At 60.6% G+C, this 19,686-nt stretch carries 17 protein-coding genes and 1 tRNA gene; 6 read left to right on the forward strand and 12 right to left on the reverse strand.

Features of this window, described 5'->3' with window-relative positions; all coding sequences use genetic code 11:
- The first annotated feature begins 1 nt into the window (after position 1).
- The 6 genes from queC to nadA all read left to right on the forward strand — a co-directional run bounded on the left by queC (position 2) and on the right by nadA (position 5,060).
- Positions 2-664: a 7-cyano-7-deazaguanine synthase QueC gene (queC, locus tag KZX66_RS13380; RefSeq protein ID WP_248080032.1), complete on the forward strand. Its 663-nt coding sequence runs from the start codon at positions 2-4 to the stop codon at positions 662-664.
- 63 nt (positions 665-727) lie between these two features.
- Positions 728-803: transfer RNA gene (locus KZX66_RS13385), tRNA-Lys, on the forward strand.
- 236 nt (positions 804-1,039) lie between these two features.
- On the forward strand, positions 1,040-1,615 hold the full coding sequence (locus KZX66_RS13390; RefSeq protein WP_248080203.1) for an NAD(P)H-dependent oxidoreductase: 576 nt from the start codon (positions 1,040-1,042) through the stop codon (positions 1,613-1,615).
- A gap of 87 nt (positions 1,616-1,702) precedes the next feature.
- Positions 1,703-2,116, forward strand: coding sequence for a MerR family transcriptional regulator (locus KZX66_RS13395; RefSeq protein WP_248080034.1), 414 nt, complete (start codon positions 1,703-1,705; stop codon positions 2,114-2,116).
- A 73-nt stretch (positions 2,117-2,189) separates the two neighbouring features.
- Positions 2,190-3,764: a lactate dehydrogenase gene (locus KZX66_RS13400; protein ID WP_248080036.1), complete on the forward strand. Its 1,575-nt coding sequence runs from the start codon at positions 2,190-2,192 to the stop codon at positions 3,762-3,764.
- Between the two features lie 237 nt (positions 3,765-4,001).
- The gene (nadA, locus tag KZX66_RS13405) at positions 4,002-5,060 is read left to right on the forward strand and encodes a quinolinate synthase NadA (RefSeq protein ID WP_248080038.1); all 1,059 of its coding nucleotides are present in this window, start codon (positions 4,002-4,004) and stop codon (positions 5,058-5,060) included.
- 67 nt (positions 5,061-5,127) lie between these two features.
- Here nadA and KZX66_RS13410 read toward each other — a convergent pair whose 3' ends face one another.
- The 12 genes from KZX66_RS13410 to arcD all read right to left on the reverse strand — a co-directional run bounded on the left by KZX66_RS13410 (position 5,128) and on the right by arcD (position 19,411).
- Positions 5,128-5,616 carry an RDD family protein gene (locus KZX66_RS13410; protein ID WP_248080040.1) on the reverse strand — a complete coding sequence of 163 codons (489 nt, stop codon included), beginning with the start codon at positions 5,614-5,616 and terminating at the stop codon, positions 5,128-5,130.
- Positions 5,617-5,710: 94 nt separating this feature from the next.
- On the reverse strand, positions 5,711-5,923 hold the full coding sequence (locus KZX66_RS13415; protein ID WP_003175786.1) for a cold shock domain-containing protein: 213 nt from the start codon (positions 5,921-5,923) through the stop codon (positions 5,711-5,713).
- 393 nt (positions 5,924-6,316) lie between these two features.
- A complete protein-coding gene (gcvT, locus tag KZX66_RS13420) occupies positions 6,317-7,441 on the reverse strand; it encodes a glycine cleavage system aminomethyltransferase GcvT (protein ID WP_248080042.1) in 1,125 nt (374 codons plus the stop codon).
- A gap of 38 nt (positions 7,442-7,479) precedes the next feature.
- The gene (locus KZX66_RS13425) at positions 7,480-8,856 is read right to left on the reverse strand and encodes an L-serine ammonia-lyase (protein ID WP_248080043.1); all 1,377 of its coding nucleotides are present in this window, start codon (positions 8,854-8,856) and stop codon (positions 7,480-7,482) included.
- Positions 8,857-8,957: 101 nt separating this feature from the next.
- Complete coding sequence (gene gcvP / locus KZX66_RS13430; protein WP_248080045.1) at positions 8,958-11,795, reverse strand: aminomethyl-transferring glycine dehydrogenase; 2,838 nt, start codon at positions 11,793-11,795, stop codon at positions 8,958-8,960.
- A gap of 10 nt (positions 11,796-11,805) precedes the next feature.
- On the reverse strand, positions 11,806-12,189 hold the full coding sequence (gene gcvH / locus KZX66_RS13435; RefSeq protein WP_248080047.1) for a glycine cleavage system protein GcvH: 384 nt from the start codon (positions 12,187-12,189) through the stop codon (positions 11,806-11,808).
- A 394-nt stretch (positions 12,190-12,583) separates the two neighbouring features.
- On the reverse strand, positions 12,584-14,092 hold the full coding sequence (locus KZX66_RS13440) for a sigma-54-dependent transcriptional regulator (RefSeq protein WP_248080049.1): 1,509 nt from the start codon (positions 14,090-14,092) through the stop codon (positions 12,584-12,586).
- 132 nt (positions 14,093-14,224) lie between these two features.
- On the reverse strand, positions 14,225-14,587 hold the full coding sequence (locus tag KZX66_RS13445) for a DUF5064 family protein (RefSeq protein ID WP_248080050.1): 363 nt from the start codon (positions 14,585-14,587) through the stop codon (positions 14,225-14,227).
- An 18-nt stretch (positions 14,588-14,605) separates the two neighbouring features.
- The gene (gene arcC, locus KZX66_RS13450; protein ID WP_248080052.1) at positions 14,606-15,535 is read right to left on the reverse strand and encodes a carbamate kinase; all 930 of its coding nucleotides are present in this window, start codon (positions 15,533-15,535) and stop codon (positions 14,606-14,608) included.
- 87 nt (positions 15,536-15,622) lie between these two features.
- Positions 15,623-16,633: an ornithine carbamoyltransferase gene (locus KZX66_RS13455; RefSeq protein ID WP_248080053.1), complete on the reverse strand. Its 1,011-nt coding sequence runs from the start codon at positions 16,631-16,633 to the stop codon at positions 15,623-15,625.
- Positions 16,634-16,702: 69 nt separating this feature from the next.
- A complete protein-coding gene (gene arcA / locus KZX66_RS13460; RefSeq protein WP_248080055.1) occupies positions 16,703-17,959 on the reverse strand; it encodes an arginine deiminase in 1,257 nt (418 codons plus the stop codon).
- A gap of 24 nt (positions 17,960-17,983) precedes the next feature.
- On the reverse strand, positions 17,984-19,411 hold the full coding sequence (arcD, locus tag KZX66_RS13465) for an arginine-ornithine antiporter (RefSeq protein WP_248080057.1): 1,428 nt from the start codon (positions 19,409-19,411) through the stop codon (positions 17,984-17,986).
- Positions 19,412-19,686 lie beyond the last annotated feature (275 nt).

The raw sequence follows: 19,686 nt of genomic DNA on the forward strand, positions 1-19,686 counted from the left end.
GATGAGCGAGCAAAAGCGCGCGGTCATCCTGCTGTCCGGCGGCCTCGACTCTGCCACGTTGGTGGCCATGGTCCGTGCTGACGGCTACAGCTGCTACACCATGAGCTTTGACTACGGCCAGCGCCACCGCGCCGAATTGAATGCCGCCGCGCGTGTCGCCCATGACCTCGGTGTGGTGGAGCACAAAGTGATTGGCCTGAACCTCAGCGGCATCGGCGGCTCTGCCCTGACTGACAGCGCTATCGACGTGCCGTTGGCGCCTACCCAGGGCATTCCGGTCACGTACGTACCGGCGCGCAATACGGTGTTCCTGTCACTGGCCTTGGGCTGGGCCGAAGTGCTGAATGCCCGCGATATATTTATCGGCGTGAACGCCCTTGATTACAACGGCTACCCGGACTGCCGTGCGGAATACGTCGAGGCGTTCGAACGCATGGCCAACCTGGCGACAAGGGCCGGGGTAGAAGGGCAGGGGTTTCGTATTCGGGCGCCGCTGCAGAACCTGAGCAAGTCAGACATCGTGAAGGCGGGCGTAGGACTAGGCGTGGATTCCTGCTATCAGGCCGACGATGCCGGTCGTGCATGTGGGAAATGCGACGCCTGCCGACTGCGTGCCGAGGGCTTCAAAATGGCCGGAATTACGGACCCAACGCGTTATTTCTGATTTATTTCAAATAAGGTGTTGAATAATCCTTAGAAATCAGTATTATACGCGCCACCACACAGCGGGTCGTTAGCTCAGTTGGTAGAGCAGTTGGCTTTTAACCAATTGGTCGTAGGTTCGAATCCCACACGACCCACCATTTTTGGCGGTTTAGAAAATCCGGAAGGCCCACGCAAGTGAGGATTTCCGGGTTTTTTTTTGCCTGGGATTTGGCGAGTGCGCAACGCACTGAGTGTCACGAAAAAATCGCCTGTTCAGGCCCATCGCAACTGCATCTCGGCGCATGCCGCCAATACCCGCCGACAACCCTCCTGTTGACTCTCCCGTTAAGGGCACACCCTATTCTGGGCGTCCAACGTTCAGGGTGAAGTGATGATGGGCAAGCGAGTATTGGTAATTCTGGGACATCCCTGCGCCGACAGCTTTTGCGGCGCATTGGCCGACACGTATGTGCAAGCCGCAATACGTGCCGGGCATGAGGTGCGTCTGCTACGAGTGGGGGCGCTGAACTTCGATCCCGTGCTGCATGAGGGCTACAACCGGATCCAGCCGCTGGAACCCGATCTGCTCCAGGCTCAGGTCGATATCACGTGGGCGCAACACCTGGCATTTGTCTACCCCATCTGGTGGGGTGCTATTCCGGCGCTGATGAAAGGCTTTTTCGACCGGACGTTCCTGCCTGGTTTTGCCTTCAAGTACCGTGAAGGCAAAGCCTTTCCCGATAAGCTGTTAAAGGGGAGGACGGCCCACCTGCTGGTCACGATGGATACGCCTCCCTGGTATTACAAGTGGGTTTATCGCATGCCGGGCGTGCACCAGGTGCGCACAACCACGCTGGCGTTCTGCGGTATCAAGCCGCTGAAAACCCTGATGTTCGGACCAATTCTGGGTTCCGGTCTGGCCCGGCGTGAAGCCTGGCTCAAGCACGCGCAGGCGATCGCCGAGCGTTGAGGTCCTCAGGTTCCCGATCCCGGACACATGTGTGAAGATGCGATGCGCCCTCGTGCGCCCATTCCTGCGCCGTGATAGGGACTTTTCATGTATATCGGCAAAGCCGCCCTGCTGTCGGGCACCACTGTTAAGACGATCCGCCATTACGAGAACATCGGCTTACTGCCGCCGCCCGTGCGTGAAGGTAAGTATCGGGTTTACAACCAGCAAAGTGTCGAGTTGCTGATGTTCATCAAATGCGCTCAGCAACTGGGCTTCAAACTCAAGGAAATGCAGGCGATCCTTCAGGATCACCGGGGGCAGGCACTGCCCTGGGAATTGGCCTGCAAGGCCATTGCAGATAAAAAATACGAGCTGATAACCCGAATCCAAAATTTGCAAAGCCTCTACGATGGCCTTGAACAGTTTGAAAGCAGCCTCGAGGACGCCCGATATCAGTGCCTCGCTGCGCCGGCAGGTGCAGCTAATATGGCGTCATTGAGTTCGACGCTTCATCAGTGATTTTTTTATCGCTTGCCTCGCGTCCGAGGGTTTGTGTTAAATCGAGTTCGTTCACCTCAAGACAGGGATTGTCATGACGACGCTTTCGCCTATCAGCTCCGCCATCGCACGCGCTATTCGGCCTATCGAACCTGCCCCCGTCAGTGTGGTGCAGAACGCCGCTGGCGCCGTTGCCCGCCCTTCGTCGGTGGTCAGCCTGGGCAATGTGGTGTCCGACACGCTATCCGATACTTATTCGCGCCGCGGGCAACTGCCTGGCCAGGAGCTCGTGCGAGCGTGGGAGAACACCAGCCAGGACGCCCTCAGCAAGACGATTAATACCAACTTCAACGCGCTGTCCACGGCCAGCCGCTTCAGTGGCCTCGGTGCGAGCCTGATAGAGCAGTTCGCCAAGGGCGGCACGGACATTTCCCAGTCTGTGCTCTATGCGAGCGCCGACCGCGCGCAAAATGCCGGCGAGATGCGAGTCGACCAATCGCTGCTGCACAGCAAGGCCGACAACCAGGTCAGCCTCAGCATCAAGACGGCCAGCGGAAAAACCGTCACTTTCAGCCTGTCCAGCCAGAACGATGGCCTGGGCGTAAAGGCAACGGTCGAGGGTGGCAGCCTGAGCGATGACGAGCTCAAGGCGGTTGGCCAATTAGGCAGCGCCTTCCAGGCGGCGATCGATGGCCTTGGCGCAACGCCGCCCAAACTTGATCTGGGCAAACTGACCACGTTTGACTCGAAGGTATTGGCGTCGGTGGATCTCAACGCCAAACTGAAGACGCTGGAAGGGCAGAACCAGACCCTGGCCTTCCACGCGGATACACAAAGCCGCACCACGCGCATGAGTGGCCCAAGCGGCGAAGTGAGCCTGGCCGTGGACCTGAAAAACGCCGCGATCCTGGGCAATGCCCAGCAACAGGCCAAGGCCTTGAGTAGCTACCTGGCTCAATTTGATCGTGTGCAGGAGCGTGGCAACGCCAAGGCCGAGCTGATGACCCTGTTCAAGGACGCATTCAGCGCCTTGAACAGCAACTACCCGCAGGGCGTCGGCCTCCCCGAAGCACTCACGCGCAACCCGACCGACCAGGGCATACTGACTGGCCTGGCGGACTTCAAGGCCTCCATCAAGCAGGTCAGCGAATCGTCCAACCCGATGCGCCCGTCTGAAGTCGACAGTTTTGCTTACAACGTGTCGCAAAAGACCCGGGTCAGCGGCAGTAGCCAGTTGGATCGCAGCGTTACCCAGGACCAGCAGTCGAGCCTGTCGGCCAGTTACCATAAGGGCCTTGATGGCAGTAAAAATCCCGGTCTGACGCGCGATGAAAACTCGCAAAACTACCTCTACGTCCAGGTTGAGGACAAGGCCAGCACGTCGGCCAACCTGTCTTACAAAGACGGCCAGTTGATCAACGCTTCGGTTTCCCAGGAGGCCAGCCAGGTGACCCGCACCCAGAAATACGTATTGGGCAAGTTGGTGGACGAGACCTTCGTGCCCAAGCAGGCCTCGGTCAGCCATGACTACGTGGTGTTGCTGGAATATGCGGCCACGGAAAGCAAAAAATCCAAGGACGCTTTGGAGGAGGCTACCTTGAAGGACGCCCTGGCGAAGATGCATGAATCAGTCATGTTGCAGCAGGACCCCAATGCGCTGACACGCTGAGGGCACAGACGAAAACGGGAAGCCCCAGCGCAGGGGCTTCCCGTTTTTTTGCCTGAAAGACGCACCCGCGAATACCAGATTAGGCTTTTGAATCCATTCGATATTCTGTAGCCTTGCGCAGCTTCACCTTTACCCGTGCTTGATGAACACAATCACTTCGTCCGGCGGCGCCCGAAGGGCTCCAGAGCCGGTGGTACACTCGACTTTCGCGCAACTGCGCCTGCAGGTCTTGCGAACATGACGCACATTTCCGAACGCCTACTGGTTCAAGCCCACCTCGATGCCAAGCAGCCCAAGGCGCTAAGCGCCGAGGAAGAGGCAAGCCTGCGTACCGCCATCGCCGCCGAGCTCAAGGCTCAGGACGCGGTGCTGGTGGCGCACTTTTATTGCGATCCGGTGATTCAGGCCCTGGCCGAAGAAACTGGCGGCTGTGTCTCCGACTCCCTGGAAATGGCCCGCTTCGGCGCCGCCCACCCGGCCAAGACCGTACTGGTCGCCGGTGTGCGTTTCATGGGCGAGACCGCCAAAATCCTCACCGCCGAAAAACGCATCCTCATGCCAACCCTGGAAGCCACGTGTTCCCTGGATCTTGGCTGCCCGGTGGATGAGTTTTCGGCATTCTGCGACCAGCATCCCGAGCGCACCGTGGTGGTGTACGCCAACACCTCGGCGGCGGTTAAAGCGCGGGCCGATTGGGTGGTGACCTCCAGCTGTGCGCTGGAAATCGTCGAAAGCCTGATGGACAACGGCGAGACCATCATCTGGGGCCCGGACAAGCACCTGGGCACCTACATCCAGCGCCAGACCGGCGCCGACATGTTGCTGTGGGACGGTGCGTGCATCGTCCACGAAGAATTCAAGTCCAAGCAGTTGGAAGACATGAAGGCGCTCTACCCGGATGCGGCGATTCTGGTGCACCCTGAATCCCCGACCTCGGTGATCGAGCTGGCTGACGCGGTAGGCTCCACCAGCCAACTGATCGCCGCAGCGCAGCGTCTGCCGAACAAGACCTTTATCGTCGCCACCGACCGCGGCATCTTCTACAAGATGCAGCAGCTGTGCCCGGACAAGGTCTTCGTCGAGGCGCCTACGGCCGGCAACGGTGCCGCGTGCCGCAGTTGTGCACATTGCCCGTGGATGGCGATGAACACGCTGGAGCGCACCTTGCAGTGCCTGCGTGAGGGCAGTAACGAGATCTTCGTCGAGCCTTCGGTGATCCCCCACGCTGTGCGCCCGCTCAAGCGCATGCTGGATTTCACCCAGGCAGCGCGCCTCAAGCTGGCGGGCAACGCCTGACTTCGGCTGAATGCGTTAAATAGGGTGGGGGGAAGCCGCCTCCCACCCTTGATTGGCGTCGCCCTGATTACTTCTTCTGTTTCGGAATCCGCACCAACTGCGTATCCGAATAAATGTCATGCCAGCTGCGTTTGTGCTTGTCGAACAGTGACCAGACAAAGCCCAGCCCCACGCACAACCACGACGCAATCGACACCACAAAGCGCAGCAGCGCCTGCCACAGGCTGATGCGCGAGCCGTCGGCATTCTGCACGCGCACGCCCCACACCTGCATGCCCAGGGTCTGCCCGGAATGGGTCCAGAACTTGGCGAAGAAGCCAAACAGCACGAACAATAAAATCGTCGACAGCAACGGGTCGCCGTCCAGTGCGCCGGATTCGGTGAGGGTGCGCATTTTGGCTTCGCCGACGAACGCGATCCAAATCAGTTTGTAGATAAACGCGGTGACGATCAGCAGGGCGGTGCACAGCAGGAAATCGTAGAACATCGCTGCCAGACGACGGCCCAGGCCAACGGCGGGGAAGTCGCCTTGGGGGCTCAGTAAGGGTTTGGACATGGCAGGGCTCTCGGAATAAAAGACGCAGTTTACGGAATCGCGCCCATAAAAAAGCCCCTGATGTCATATCAGGGGCTTTTTGTCGCAGAAAGAATCAGGCTTCTGCTTGTACTTCGTCAGCCTGCATGCCTTTTTGGCCCTGCACCGCAACGAAAGTCACTTTCTGGCCTTCTTTGAGGCTCTTGAAGCCGTTGCCCTGAATAGCGCGGAAATGCACGAACAGATCCGGACCGCTTTCTGGAGTGATAAAACCAAACCCTTTCTCGTCGTTAAACCACTTGACGGTACCGCTCTGACGTTGGGACATTTTCTTATTTCCTTGACGCTAAAAATTAATGACAGCCCCTTTCACATGAAAGAGTACTGGGCTGGGTTGCAGGAAAGTAAGAGACGTCGAACGGGTTGTAGCACAACTACTTCAGCTACTGCCCAGGTCCAGGTTCCAAGCGACCCATGCAAACACAGTGGGCAAACTCTACGCCAACTAATATGGAAAAAACAAGCCCCGCAAAACCTCAGGTTTTGCGGGGCTTGGTGACACTTCGCGGAATAATCTGCACTAGCCTTATTCGATAGAACGGATCACTTGTTATAGGTTAATCCCTATAACAATGACTATCGTGGGTGCACTGTTTTATGGCGGTTGCGTTACAGATTAGTGCACGTTTTCGCAACTGCGTTACTTATAGGAACAGTCAAATCAACCGCGGAAGTAACGCTGTGGCACGAATGGCATTTTACTTACACGAAGAGGCACCTTTTTCCCACGCACCAGCGCAGAAACCTCGGTGTCCAGCGCCGTGAACGCGCTGTCCAGGTAACCCATGGCCAGCGGGCCACCCAGGCTCGGGCCAAAGCCGCCGCTGCACACGCTGCCGATGACGGTGCCGTGTTCGTCGACGATCTCTGCGCCTTCACGTACCGGCGTGCGCTCTTGCGGCAGCAGGCCCACACGCTTGCGGCTCACGCCGGTCTGCTGTTGGGTGAAGATGCGGTCGGCACCGGGGAAACCACCGGCGCGCGCGCCATCGGTACGACGGGGCTTGGAGATGGCCCACAACAGGCTGGCTTCGATTGGTGTGGTCTCGCTGTTCATGTCGTGGCCGTACAGGCACAGGCCGGCTTCCAGGCGCAGCGAGTCGCGGGCGCCCAGGCCGATGGCTTGTACTTCGGTCTCGGCCAGCAGACTGCGGGCGAGGCTTTCGGCGTTGGCGGCAGGCACGGAGATTTCAAAGCCGTCTTCACCGGTGTAACCCGAGCGGCTTACGTAGCAGTCCACACCCAGCAGGCGCAGCGAGGCGAACTGCATAAATGTCATCTTGCTGGCTTGCGGTGCCAGGCGCGCGAGCACTTTCACCGCCGCCGGGCCTTGCAGGGCCAGCAGGGCGCGCTCTTCGAACAGCGGCTCAATGGTGCATTGATCGCCGATGTGTTGGCGCAAGTGTGCCAGGTCCTGATCCTTGCAGGCGGCGTTGACCACCAGGAACAACTCGTCATTGCCCAGGTTGGCGACCATCAGGTCGTCAAGGATGCCGCCGTTTTCGTTGGTGAACATGGCGTAGCGCTGCATGCCCACCGGCAGGTCGATAATGTCGACGGGCACCAGGGTTTCCAGGGCTTTGGCGGCGTTGGCGCCGGTCAGGCGGATCTGGCCCATGTGAGACACATCGAACAACCCGGCCTGATCACGGGTGTGCAAGTGCTCCTTCATCACGCCCAGCGGGTATTGCACCGGCATGTCGTAGCCGGCGAAGGGCACCATGCGCGCGCCCAGTTCGATGTGCAGGGCATGCAATGGGGTTTTCAACAGGGTTTCGGTGGACATATTCAGCTCCTGAAAAACGTGCTGGCGCGCCGTAGGCGTCAGCACTCGATAATGTTGACCGCCAAACCGCCACGGGCGGTTTCCTTGTATTTGCTTTTCATGTCGGCGCCGGTCTGGCGCATGGTGCGGATGACCTTGTCGAGGGATACAAAGTGCTGCCCATCGCCGCGCAAGGCCATGCGCACTGCATTGATGGCCTTGACCGAACCCATGGCGTTGCGCTCGATGCAGGGCACCTGCACCAGGCCGCCAATCGGGTCGCACGTCAGGCCGAGGTTGTGTTCCATACCGATCTCGGCGGCGTTCTCCACCTGGGACACGCTGCCGCCCAAAACTTCGCACAGCGCGCCTGCGGCCATGGAGCAGGCCACGCCGACTTCACCCTGGCAGCCGACTTCGGCGCCGGAGATCGAGGCGTTTTCCTTGTACAAAATGCCGATGGCGGCGGCAGTGAGCAGAAAGCGCACCACCCCGTCTTCGTTGGCGCCGGGGATAAAACGCATGTAGTAATGCAGCACCGCCGGCACGATCCCGGCCGCGCCGTTGGTGGGCGCCGTCACCACGCGCCCGCCATTGGCGTTTTCTTCGTTGACCGCCAGGGCGTACAGGTTGACCCAATCGAGCACTGACAACGGGTCGCGCAACGCCGATTCCGGGTTTTTGCACAACTGGCGATGCAGGGCCGCGGCGCGGCGCTTGACCTTCAAGCCACCGGGCAGAATCCCTTCATTGCGACAGCCCGCGTCCACACAGTCCTGCATCACCTGCCAGATCTTCAGCAGGCCGCTGCGGGTTTCCGCTTCCGGGCGCCAGGCACTTTCGTTGGTCAGCATCACCTGGCTGATTGACAGCCCGTAGGTGGTGCAATGACCGAGCAAGTCCTTGGCGTGCTTGAAGGGGAAGGTCAGGGGCGTGGCGTCTTCAACAATACGGTCAGCGCCGGCGGCGTCTTCGTCGACCACAAAACCACCGCCGACCGAGTAGTACTCGCGGCTGCGGATCTGGATACCGGCGGCATCGAAGGCGCGAAAAATCATGCCGTTGGGGTGATAGGCGAGGGGTTTGCGGATCATCGCCAAGTGTTCTTTCTCGTTGAACGCAATGCTGTGTTCGCCGAGCAGGTTCAGGCGGCCGTCGCTGCGCATCTGCGCGAGGCGTGCGGCGACGGTTTCAGTGTTCACGGTGTCCGGGTGTTCGCCTTCCAGACCCAGCAATACGGCCTTGTCGCTGCCGTGGCCTTTACCGGTGGCGCCGAGGGAGCCATAGAGTTCGACCTTGAGGCCGGTGGTGCTGCTCAGCAGGTTGTCGCGCTTGAGGCCTTCGACAAAACGCGCGGCGGCGCGCATCGGGCCGACGGTGTGGGAGCTGGAAGGGCCGATGCCAATCTTGAACAGGTCGAACACGCTTAAAGACATGGTGGCTCCTGGTGGCGCAGTGGCGAGCTACACGCTACAAGCGACAAGTAAAAGCCCAGCGGCTCTTTCTTGCGGCTTGCAACGTGATGCTTGCAGCTGCTTTATGCATAAAGCTCGATTGAGGGGCACGCACACACCAGGTTGCGATCACCAAACACGTTGTCGACGCGGCCCACCGGCGGCCAGTATTTGCCTTCGATCAACGACGCAACCGGGTACACCGCCTGCTCACGGCTGTACGGGTGGCTCCATTCGCCAACCAGTTCGGCGGCGGTGTGTGGCGCGTTTTTCAACGGGTTGTCGTCCTTGTCCAGGGTGCCGTTTTCCACGGCGCGAATTTCTTCGCGGATGGCGATCATGGCGTCACAGAAACGGTCCAGTTCTTCCTTGGATTCGCTTTCGGTCGGCTCGATCATCAGCGTCCCAGCCACCGGGAACGACATGGTCGGGGCGTGGAAGCCGAAGTCGATCAGGCGCTTGGCCACGTCGTCCACGCTGATGCCACTGCTGTCCTTGAGCGGGCGCAGGTCCAGGATGCATTCGTGCGCCACCAGGCCGTTGCTGCCGGTGTACAGCACGGGGTAGTGCTCTTCCAGGCGACGGGAAATGTAGTTGGCATTCAGGATCGCCAGTTGCGAGGCGCGCTTGAGGCCTGCGCCGCCCATCATGCTGATGTACATCCAGGTGATCGGCAAAATGCTCGCGCTGCCGAACGGTGCGGCGCAGACCGCGCCTTCCTTGCGTTCCATGGCCGCATGACCGGGCAAAAACGGCGCAAGGTGGGACTTGACGCCAATCGGGCCAACGCCGGGGCCGCCACCGCCGTGAGGGATGCAGAAGGTTTTGTGCAGGTTCAGGTGGGACACGTCGCCGCCGAACTTGCCCGGTGCGCAGAGGCCCACCATCGCGTTCATGTTGGCGCCGTCGATGTACACCTGGCCGCCGTTGTCGTGGATGATCCCGCAGATTTCACGGATGCCTTCCTCGAACACGCCGTGGGTGGACGGGTAGGTGATCATCAGCGCGGCGAGGTGCTCGCGGTGCTCGACGGCCTTGGCGCGCAGGTCTTCGATGTCAACGTTGCCGCGGGCGTCGCAGGCCGTCACCACCACACGCATACCGGCCATGTTGGCGGTGGCGGGGTTGGTGCCGTGGGCGGACGAGGGAATCAGGCAGATGTCGCGGCGTTCGTCGCCACGGCTCTGGTGGTAGGCACGGATGGCCAGGAGGCCGGCGTACTCACCTTGGGATCCGGCGTTGGGCTGCAGCGAAATCGCGTCGTAACCGGTGGCCGCGCAGAGCATGGCTTCCAGTTCGGTGGTCAGTTGCAGGTAGCCGGCGCTTTGTGCGGCGGGGGCGAACGGGTGCAAGGCACCGAATTCGGCCCAGGTCACCGGGATCATTTCGCTGGCGGCGTTGAGCTTCATGGTGCACGAGCCCAATGGGATCATGGTGCGGTCCAGGGCCAGGTCCTTGTCGGCCAGCTTGCGCAGATAGCGCATCAGCTCGGTTTCCGAATGATAGCGGTTGAACACCGGGTGGCTGAGAATCGGCGACTGGCGCAGCAGGGCGGCGGGCAGCGTGCTTTGCGTCTCGGCGAAGGCTGGCAGTGCTTTGCCCTCGGCGAAGAGGCTCCACAGTGCTTCGATATCGGCCTGGCTGGTGGTTTCGTCGACGGACACGCCAACACGCTCGGCATCCACCACACGCAGGTTGATGCGCTGGGTGCGGGCCTTGTCGTGCAGGGCAGCGGTCGCGGCGCCGATGTTGAGCGTGAGGGTGTCGAAGAAGTGCGCTTGCTCGACCTTGAGCCCCAGTGCGGTCAGGCCCTTGGCCAGGATCGCGGTCAACTGGTGAATGCGCTGGGCGATCTGGGTCAGGCCTTTGGGCCCGTGGTACACGGCGTACATGCTGGCGATGTTGGCCAGCAGCACCTGGGCGGTGCAGATGTTGCTGGTGGCTTTCTCGCGGCGGATATGTTGCTCGCGGGTCTGCATGGCCAGGCGCAGGGCCGGCTTGCCGAAACGGTCCACGGACACCCCGACCAGACGGCCCGGCATGTCGCGCTTGAACGCGTCCTTGGTAGAGAAGTACGCCGCGTGCGGGCCACCAAAGCCCAGCGGCACGCCGAAGCGTTGCGCGCTGCCGATGGCGACGTCGGCGCCGAACTCACCCGGCGGGGTCAGCAGGGTCAGGGCCAGCAGGTCGGCGGCCACGGCCACCAGTGCGTTGGCGGCGTGGAAGCGTCCGGTCAGTTCGCGGTAGTCGAATACATCACCGTTGCTCGCCGGGTATTGCAGCAAGGCGCCGAAAAACGCGCTCACGTCGCTCAGTTCGCGCTCATCGCCCACCACCACGTCAATGCCCAGTGGCTCGGCACGGGTACGCAGTACGTCCAGGGTTTGCGGGTGGCTGTGGACCGAGGCGAAGAAGGCATTGCTGCCTTTGTTCTTGCTCAGGCGTTTGCAGAAGGTCATGGCTTCGGCGGCGGCGGTGGCTTCGTCGAGCAGAGAGGCGTTGGCGATCGGCAGGCCGGTGAGGTCGCTGATCAGGGTCTGGAAGTTGAGCAGCGCTTCCAGGCGGCCTTGGGAAATTTCCGGCTGGTACGGCGTGTACGCGGTGTACCAGGCCGGGTTTTCCAACAGGTTGCGCAGGATCGGCGACGGCGTATGGCAGTTGTAGTAGCCCTGGCCGATGTAGGTCTTGAACAGTTGGTTCTGGCCGGCGATGGCTTTGATCCTGGCCAGGGCGTCGGCTTCGCTCAGGCCGTCTTCCAGGCCGAGCACGCTGGTGCCCTTGATGCTTTCCGGGATGACGCTGGCGCTCAGGGCTTCCAGGGAATCGAAGCCCAGGCTGGCGAGCATCTGCTGCTCATCTTCCTGGCGTGGGCCGATGTGGCGGGCGATGAATTCGTTGGCGGTGCTCAAGTTGATCGTCATGGCGCGCTCCTCAGGCTTCAGCGTTGGCTTTGATCAGGCGGTCGTACGCATCCTGATCCAACAGCTTAGCCACTGCGCTGGCATCGGCCGGTTTAAAGCGGAAGAACCAGCCTTGGCCCATTGGGTCTTCGTTGACCAGTTCAGGGCTGCTTTCGAGGGCCGGGTTTACGTCGAGCACTTCTCCGTCCAATGGCATGTAAACGCCGCTGGCTGCTTTGACCGACTCCACGGTGGCCGCTTCAGCGCCCTTGTCGTAGGCCTGCAACTCCGGCAGTTGCACGAAAACCACATCGCCCAGCGCGTTCTGCGCAAAAGCGGTAATGCCTACGGTCACGCTGCCATCGGCTTCGGCGCGCAGCCATTCGTGATCTTCAGTGAAACGCAACTCGCTCATGGAAACTCCTCAAGGCCAGATTCGTCTGGTGGACGGGATTGGAATAATGGGGGTTGCCAAGCAAAATCGCGGCCAATGTTATTAAATCCTTATAATTCAATAAGTTAATAAAATGGGTTATGACGTTATGCCATTCAGCTGTAGCGATTTCGCTACAGTCGGACCTTCGAAAAAAAGCCTATGTGGATCAAAGCCTTGCATGGCGCGCGAAAAGCAGGGTTGTAGCGATATCGTTCCACTGTAGCGCTTTCAGTACAGCGGATGTCGTTCTCAGACCAAATGTGCAGGTGGGTTTGGGTGGGAGGGGGCTTTTGAGGACTGCTGCGCAGCCCCGGCGCGGGGCAAGCCCGCTCACCACCGAGAGCCGCGCGCCACCGTTAACCAGCTTCCCTGCTCAGGGCTTGTTGGGGATGCCGTACTTGCGCAGGCGATGGGCGATGGCCGTGTGCGAGGTGTGCAGGCGGCTGGCCAGTTGGCGGGTCGAGGGGTAGTGGGTGTAGAGCTTTTCCAGCAGGTCGCGCTCGAAGTCTTCCATGGCCTGTTCCAGGCTGTCGATTTCGCCGTCGCTTTGGCGTGCCACCGAGGTGCCGGCGATGTCCAGGTCGCCAATATCTATGAGGCTGCTTTCGCAAATGGCGGCGGCGCGGAAGATCACGTTCTGCAACTGGCGCACATTGCCTGGCCAGCGGTTGCCCAGCAACGCCGGGTAAGTGCCGGGCGCCAGGCGGCAGACCGGGCGCTGAATCTGCGCGCAGGCCTGCTGCATGAAGTAGCGGGCCAGCAGGAGGATGTCCTGGCCGCGTTCGCGCAGGGGCGGCACTTCGACGTTGAGCACATTGAGGCGGTAGAACAGGTCTTCGCGGAAGGTGCCTTCGCTGACCATTTTTTCCAGGTCGCGGTGGGTGGCGCTGAGGATGCGCACGTTGACCTTCACTTCGCGGTCGCCGCCGACCCGGCGAAAGCTGCCGTCATTCAGAAAGCGCAGCAACTTGGCCTGCAGGTACGGCGACATCTCGCCGATCTCATCCAGAAACACCGTGCCTTGGTTGGCCAGTTCCATCAGCCCGGGTTTACCGCCGCGCTGGGCGCCGGTGAAGGCGCCGGGGGCATAACCGAACAGCTCGCTCTCGGCGAGGTTCTCCGGCAGCGCGGCGCAGTTCAAGGCCAGAAACGGTGCACTGGCGCGCGCGCTGATGGCGTGGCAGGCGCGGGCCACCAGCTCTTTGCCGGTGCCGGTTTCGCCCTGGATCAACAGCGGCGCATCCAGGGCCGCCACTCGCTGCGCGCGCGCCTTGAGCGTACGGATTGCCGGCGATTCGCCGAGCAGCGCGTCAAAGCCTTCGGCATGGTCGTGGTGCAGCGCCGACAGTTGTTCACCGATACGGTTGGGCTGATACAAGGTGAGCAGCGCGCCGGCGTCGGTGATCGGCGTCGCGTCCAGCAGCAAGGTCTGGCCGTTGACGCTGATCTCGCGCAGGGGCAGGCGAAAGCCGTTTTCCAGCAGGGTGTCGAGCAGCGCCGCGTCGTTGAACAGTTCGGCGATGCTTTCCCCGGCAGGTTCGCGCCCATAGAGAGCGATCAGTGCCGGGTTCGCCAGCAGGATCTTGCCCGCGCTGTCCAGCGCCAGGACCGGGTCGGTCATGGCGGCCAGCAGGGCGTCCAGTTGCAGGTGGCGACGTTGGCCGGGAAGGATGTCGACCACGGTCACGGCCTGTACACCCTGCACACTGAACAGCGCATCGCGCAGTTCTTCAAGCACCTCGGCGCTGAGCGTCGGCGCATCGATGTATACGTTGGGCGGCACCATTTCCACCGCATCCAGGTTGAGATTACGCCCACCGAGCAGGGCCAGGACTTCCTGGGTAATGCCGACGCGGTCGATAAAGCTGACGTGGATACGCATGGAGACGATTCTGAAGAGCGAGAGGCGGCAAGTATGCCTTGGTGGAAGGGGTCAGGTGAAATCTGAGGGCAAACAGAGATCAAAAATGTGGGAGCGGGTGTGCCCGCTCCACACGAGGGATTTGCAGTGTCGCTACGCCAAGTGCTCGGGTTTGACCGGATCGCCGGATTTCATATCCAGCTGCACGCGTACGTCTTCAAACATCAAGTCGTAGTGCTTGTGCTGCGCGCCGACGCTGCTATGGGTTTTGGGAATACCGTACTTTTCGACAATCTTGGTCACATTGCTGGCGAAGTTGTACGCCTGATCCTTGGGCAGGAAGAACGTTTCCTTCATATCCGTGCCTTGAATGCTGCCATGCAGGGTGAACTGCATGCCCTTGCCTTCGTGATCATGGGTGATGACTTCGTAGTCCAGGCACAGGTCGTAGCTGACATCGTCCTTGTTCAGTGCATGTCGCTCGATATGCAGGTGACCGGGTTCAAAGGTGGCCATAGGCGTCTCTCCTTTACTTCACAGATAGGTGATGCCAGGTGCTGCGGTGCTGATGCGTGTGCCGGCAGTGCCCTGGACGATGGCTTCGATGTCCGAGAGTGAACCGATCACCGCGGTTTTGCCAGTTTGGCGGGCGAACTCGCACGCGGCTTGCACCTTGGGGCCCATGGAGCCAGCGGCGAAGCCGAGTGTTTCCATGTCGTCGGGGTGAGCCTGGCTGATCGCTTTCTGGGTCGGTTTGCCGAAGTCGATAAAAGCGGCGTTGACGTCGGTGGCGATCACCAGCAGGTCGGCATCCAGTTGCGCGGCGAGCAAGGACGAACACAGGTCTTTGTCGATCACCGCTTCAATGCCGCGCAGCTTGCCGTCTTCGCCATACATCGTCGGGATGCCGCCGCCGCCGGCGCAGATCACGATGGCCTTTTTCTCCAGCAGCCACTTGATCGGGCGGATTTCAAAAATGCGTTTAGGGCGAGGGCTGGCAACCACACGGCGGTATTTGTCGCCATCGGGGGCGATGGCCCAGCCTTTCTCGGCAGCGAGCTTTTCCGCTTCAGCCTTGCTGTACACCGGGCCGATGGGCTTGGTGGGGTTCTGGAAGGCCGGGTCCTTGGCGTCCACTTCCACCTGGGTGAGCAGCGTGGCGAAGGGCACTTCAAAGTCCAGCAGGTTGCCCAGTTCCTGTTCGATGATGTAGCCGATCATGCCTTCGGTTTCGGCGCCCAACACGTCCAGCGGGTAGGGTGAAACGCTGGTGTAGGCCGCCGCCTGCAACGACAGCAGGCCGACTTGCGGGCCATTGCCGTGGGCGATCACCAGTTCGTTGCCGGGGTGGATCCTGGCGATCTGTTCTGTGGCGATGCGGATATTGGCGCGTTGGTTGTCCGCGGTCATGGGTTCACCACGGCGGAGCAGGGCGTTGCCGCCCAGGGCTACGACGATGCGCATAATGCAATCCTTCTAGAGTTCAGCCTGTGAGCACAGGACACCCTGTGGAAGGGAGCTTGCTCCCCGCCACATTTGACCGTGTGGCCTTTAGATATCCGCCAGTGCCGACACCAGAATCGCCTTGATGGTGTGCATGCGGTTTTCCGCCTGCTCAAAGGCAATGTTGGCCGGCGACTCGAACACCTCTTCGGTCACTTCCACGCCATTGGCCAGGTTCGGATAACGCGCGGCAATGTCCTTGCCAACCTTGGTTTCGCTGTTATGGAACGCCGGCAGGCAGTGCATGAATTTCACTCGAGGGTTGCCCGAGGCTTTCATCATGCTGGCATTGACCTGGTACGGCAGCAGTTGCTCGATACGCTCGTCCCACGCTTCGACCGGCTCGCCCATGGACACCCAGATATCGGTGTGGATGAAGTCCACGCCTTTCACGGCTGCTTTCGGGTCTTCGGTGATGGTGATACGCGCGCCGCTTTCTTCGGCAAACGCCTGGCATTGCTTGATGAAGTCTTCGTGTGGCCACAGGGCTTTCGGCGCGCCGATGCGCACGTCCATGCCGAGCTTGGCGCCGATCATCAGCAGCGAGTTACCCATGTTGTAGCGCGCGTCGCCCAGGTAGGCGTAACTGATGTCATGCAGCGGCTTGTCGCTGTGCTCGCGCATGGTCAGGGTGTCGGCGATCATTTGGGTCGGGTGGAATTCAGCGGTGAGGCCGTTGAACACCGGAACACCGGCAAACTTGGCCAGCTCTTCGACGATTTCCTGCTCAAAGCCACGGTACTCGATGGCATCGAACATGCGCCCGAGCACGCGGGCGGTGTCTTTCATGCTTTCTTTGTGGCCGATCTGCGACGACACCGGGTCGATGTAGGTGACGTGGGCACCCTGGTCGTGGGCCGCGACTTCGAAGGCGCAACGGGTGCGGGTCGAGGTTTTTTCGAAGATCAGCGCGATGTTCTTGCCCTGCAGGTGCGGACGCTCTGTGCCGGTGTATTTGGCGCGTTTGAGGTCGCGGGACAGGTCCAGCAGGTAATTGAGCTCGCGGGTAGTGTGGTGCATCAGCGACAGCAGGCTGCGATTGCGCATATTGAAAGCCATGGTGGATCTCCTTCGGTTTAGGTTATCCCCTTGGCCGGCGCCTTGTGGGCGGCGGCCAAGGTGTGAAAGTCAGTAGTCGATTGGGTCGCGGATAATCGGGCAGGTCATGCAGTGACCGCCGCCACGGCCGCGGCCGAGTTCACCGGCGCTGATGGTGATGACTTCCACGCCCGCCTTGCGCAGCAGGGTGTTGGTGTAGGTGTTGCGGTCGTAGCCGATCACCACGCCAGGCTCCACGGCCACCACGTTGTTGCCGTCGTCCCATTGCTCGCGCTCGGCGGCGAAGCTGTTGCCGCCGGTCTCGACCACGCGCAGGGCCTTGAGGTTGAGCGCTGCGGCCACGGTCTGCAGGAAGTTGGTTTTCTCCCGTTGGATATCGATGCCGTGCGGCTTGCTGTCGTCAGGGCGCAGGGTGAAAGGCACGATCTGGTTGACCACTTCGGGGAAAATCGTCACCAGGTCGCGGTCGCAGAAGCTGAATACCGTGTCCAGATGCATCGCCGCGCGGGATTTGGGCAGGCCGGCGACGATCACGCGTTCCACGGCTTTGTTTTTGAACAGGTTGCGCGCCAGTTGGCCGATGGCCTGGTGGGAAGAACGCTCGCCCATGCCGATCAGCACGACGCCGTTGCCAATCGGCATGACATCGCCACCTTCAAGGGTGGAGGCGCCGTGTTCCTGGTCGGGGTCGCCGTACCAGATCTGGAAATCGGCGTTGGTGAACTCAGGATGGAATTTGTAGATGGCGCTGGCTAACAGGGTTTCCTGACGTCGCGCCGGCCAGTACATGGGGTTGAGCGTCACGCCGCCGTAGATCCAGCAGGTGGTGTCGCGGGTGAACTGGGTGTTGGGCAGCGGCGGCAGAATGAAGCTGGCGTGGCCGAGGAAATCGCGGAACATCTCGATGGTCTTGCCGCCGAAGCTGCTTGGCAGGTCATCGGCTGAGACACCGCCGATCAGGAACTCGGCAATCTTGCGTGGCTCCAGGCTGCGCAGCCAGGAACTGACCTCGTCGACCAGGCCCAGGCCTACCGTGTTGGCGGTGATCTTGCGCGCCAGGATCCAGTCCAGCGCTTCGGGGATGGCAACGATATCGGTCAGCAGGTTGTGCATTTCCAGCACATCAATGTCCCGCTCGCGCATTTTGGTCACAAAGTCGAAATGGTCGCGCTTGGCCTGGGCCACCCACAGCACGTCATCGAACAGCAGTTCATCGCAGTTGTTGGGGGTCAGCCGCTGGTGGGCCAAACCTGGGGAGCACACCATGACTTTGCGCAGTTTGCCGGCTTCGGAATGTACGCCGTACTTCACTTTTTCCGTGGTCATTTCAGATCCTCCAAGGAACAACAATTACAGGGTCAGGAAACCGTCGTAGAGCCCATAGGCCGCCACGAGGGCGCCAATGACCACTGCGGCAAAAATCAGTTTCTCGACAGGGGTGAAAATCGGTTTGCCCAGTTCATGCTTGGCCTTGGCGAACAGGATCGCGCCGGGCGCATACAGCAGGGCGGAAAGCAGCAGGTATTTGGTGCCGCCGGCGTAGAGCAGCCACACCGCGTAGATCAGCGCGACGGCACCGATGAACAAGTCTTTCCTGCGCTCTTTGAGGGCGTTTTCGTAGGTCTCGCCGCGGACCGCCAGCAGCAGGGCATACGCCGCCGACCACAGGTAAGGCACCAGGATCATCGAGGTGGCGAGGTAGATCAGCGACAGGTAAGTGCTGGCGGAAAACAGCGTGATCACCAAGAACACCTGGACCATGGCATTGGTCAGCCACAGGGCGTTGGCCGGCACGTGGTTGGCGTTCTCCTTGCGCAGGAACTCCGGCATGGTGTGGTCCTTGGCGGCTGCGAACATGATCTCCGCGCACAGCAGCACCCACGACAGCAGCGCACCCAGCAGCGAAATGATCAAACCGACGCTGATCAGCACCGCACCCCAGTGGCCCACCACGTGTTCCAGTACAGCCGCCATCGACGGGTTTTGCAGTTTGGCCAGTTCCGGCTGAGTCATGATCCCCAGGGACAGAACGTTCACCAGCATCAGGAACAGCAGCACGGTGATAAAACCGATCACGGTGGCCTTGCCCACGTCGCTGCGTTTTTCGGCGCGAGCCGAGAAAATGCTCGCGCCTTCGATGCCGATGAACACCCACACGGTGACCAGCATCATGTTGCGCACCTGGTTCATCACACTGCCCAGGTCGGGGTTTTTCAGGCCCCAGATGTCGGCGGTGAAGATCTCCAGCTTGAACGCGAACACAGCGATCAGCACGAACAGCACCAGCGGCACGACCTTGGCGACGGTGGTCACCAGGTTGATGAACGCTGCTTCCTTGATCCCGCGCAGCACCAGAAAGTGCACGGCCCACAGCAACACCGACGCGCCAATCACCGCCGCCGGCGTGTTGCCTTCGCCGAAGATCGGAAAGAAGTAGCCGAGGGTGCTGAACAGCAGCACGAAGTAGCCGACGTTGCCCAGCCAGGCACTGATCCAGTACCCCCACGCGGACGAGAAGCCCATGTAGTCGCCGAACCCGGCCTTGGCATAGGCGTACACGCCGCCATCGAGGTCAGGCTTGCGGTTGGCCAGGGTTTGGAACACGAAGGCGAGGGTCAGCATGCCGACGGCGGTGATCAGCCAGCCGATCAATACCGCGCCGACATCGGCGCTGGCCGCCATGTTTTGCGGCAGAGAGAAAATCCCACCACCAATCATTGAACCCACGACCAGTGCAACCAATGCGCCCAGTCGAAGTTTTCCGGGAGATTCAGACATTGCATAACTCCAATGCAGGAGAAGAGAGACCACAGAATAAATCCGTGTGCTAATCAAACAGCTGACTCAGATCACTTCATTGGCACATTCCATTGTGAATTAATGACTTGGGGCTAAATCATCAGGCAATATGCTGCCTTGCAAAGCCGCGTTCCAGAGCGGTTGCTGCGAGATAATTAGTTATTTGGTGCTGCGTATGGACGATTGAAGTTAGACCGTTTTTCTGAATAAGCAAACTTTTCACGCAGGCGACGATAAATGGCGCAAAAGCGACA

Source organism: Pseudomonas sp. EYE_354 (assembly GCF_023148575.1).
Taxonomy (GTDB): domain Bacteria; phylum Pseudomonadota; class Gammaproteobacteria; order Pseudomonadales; family Pseudomonadaceae; genus Aquipseudomonas.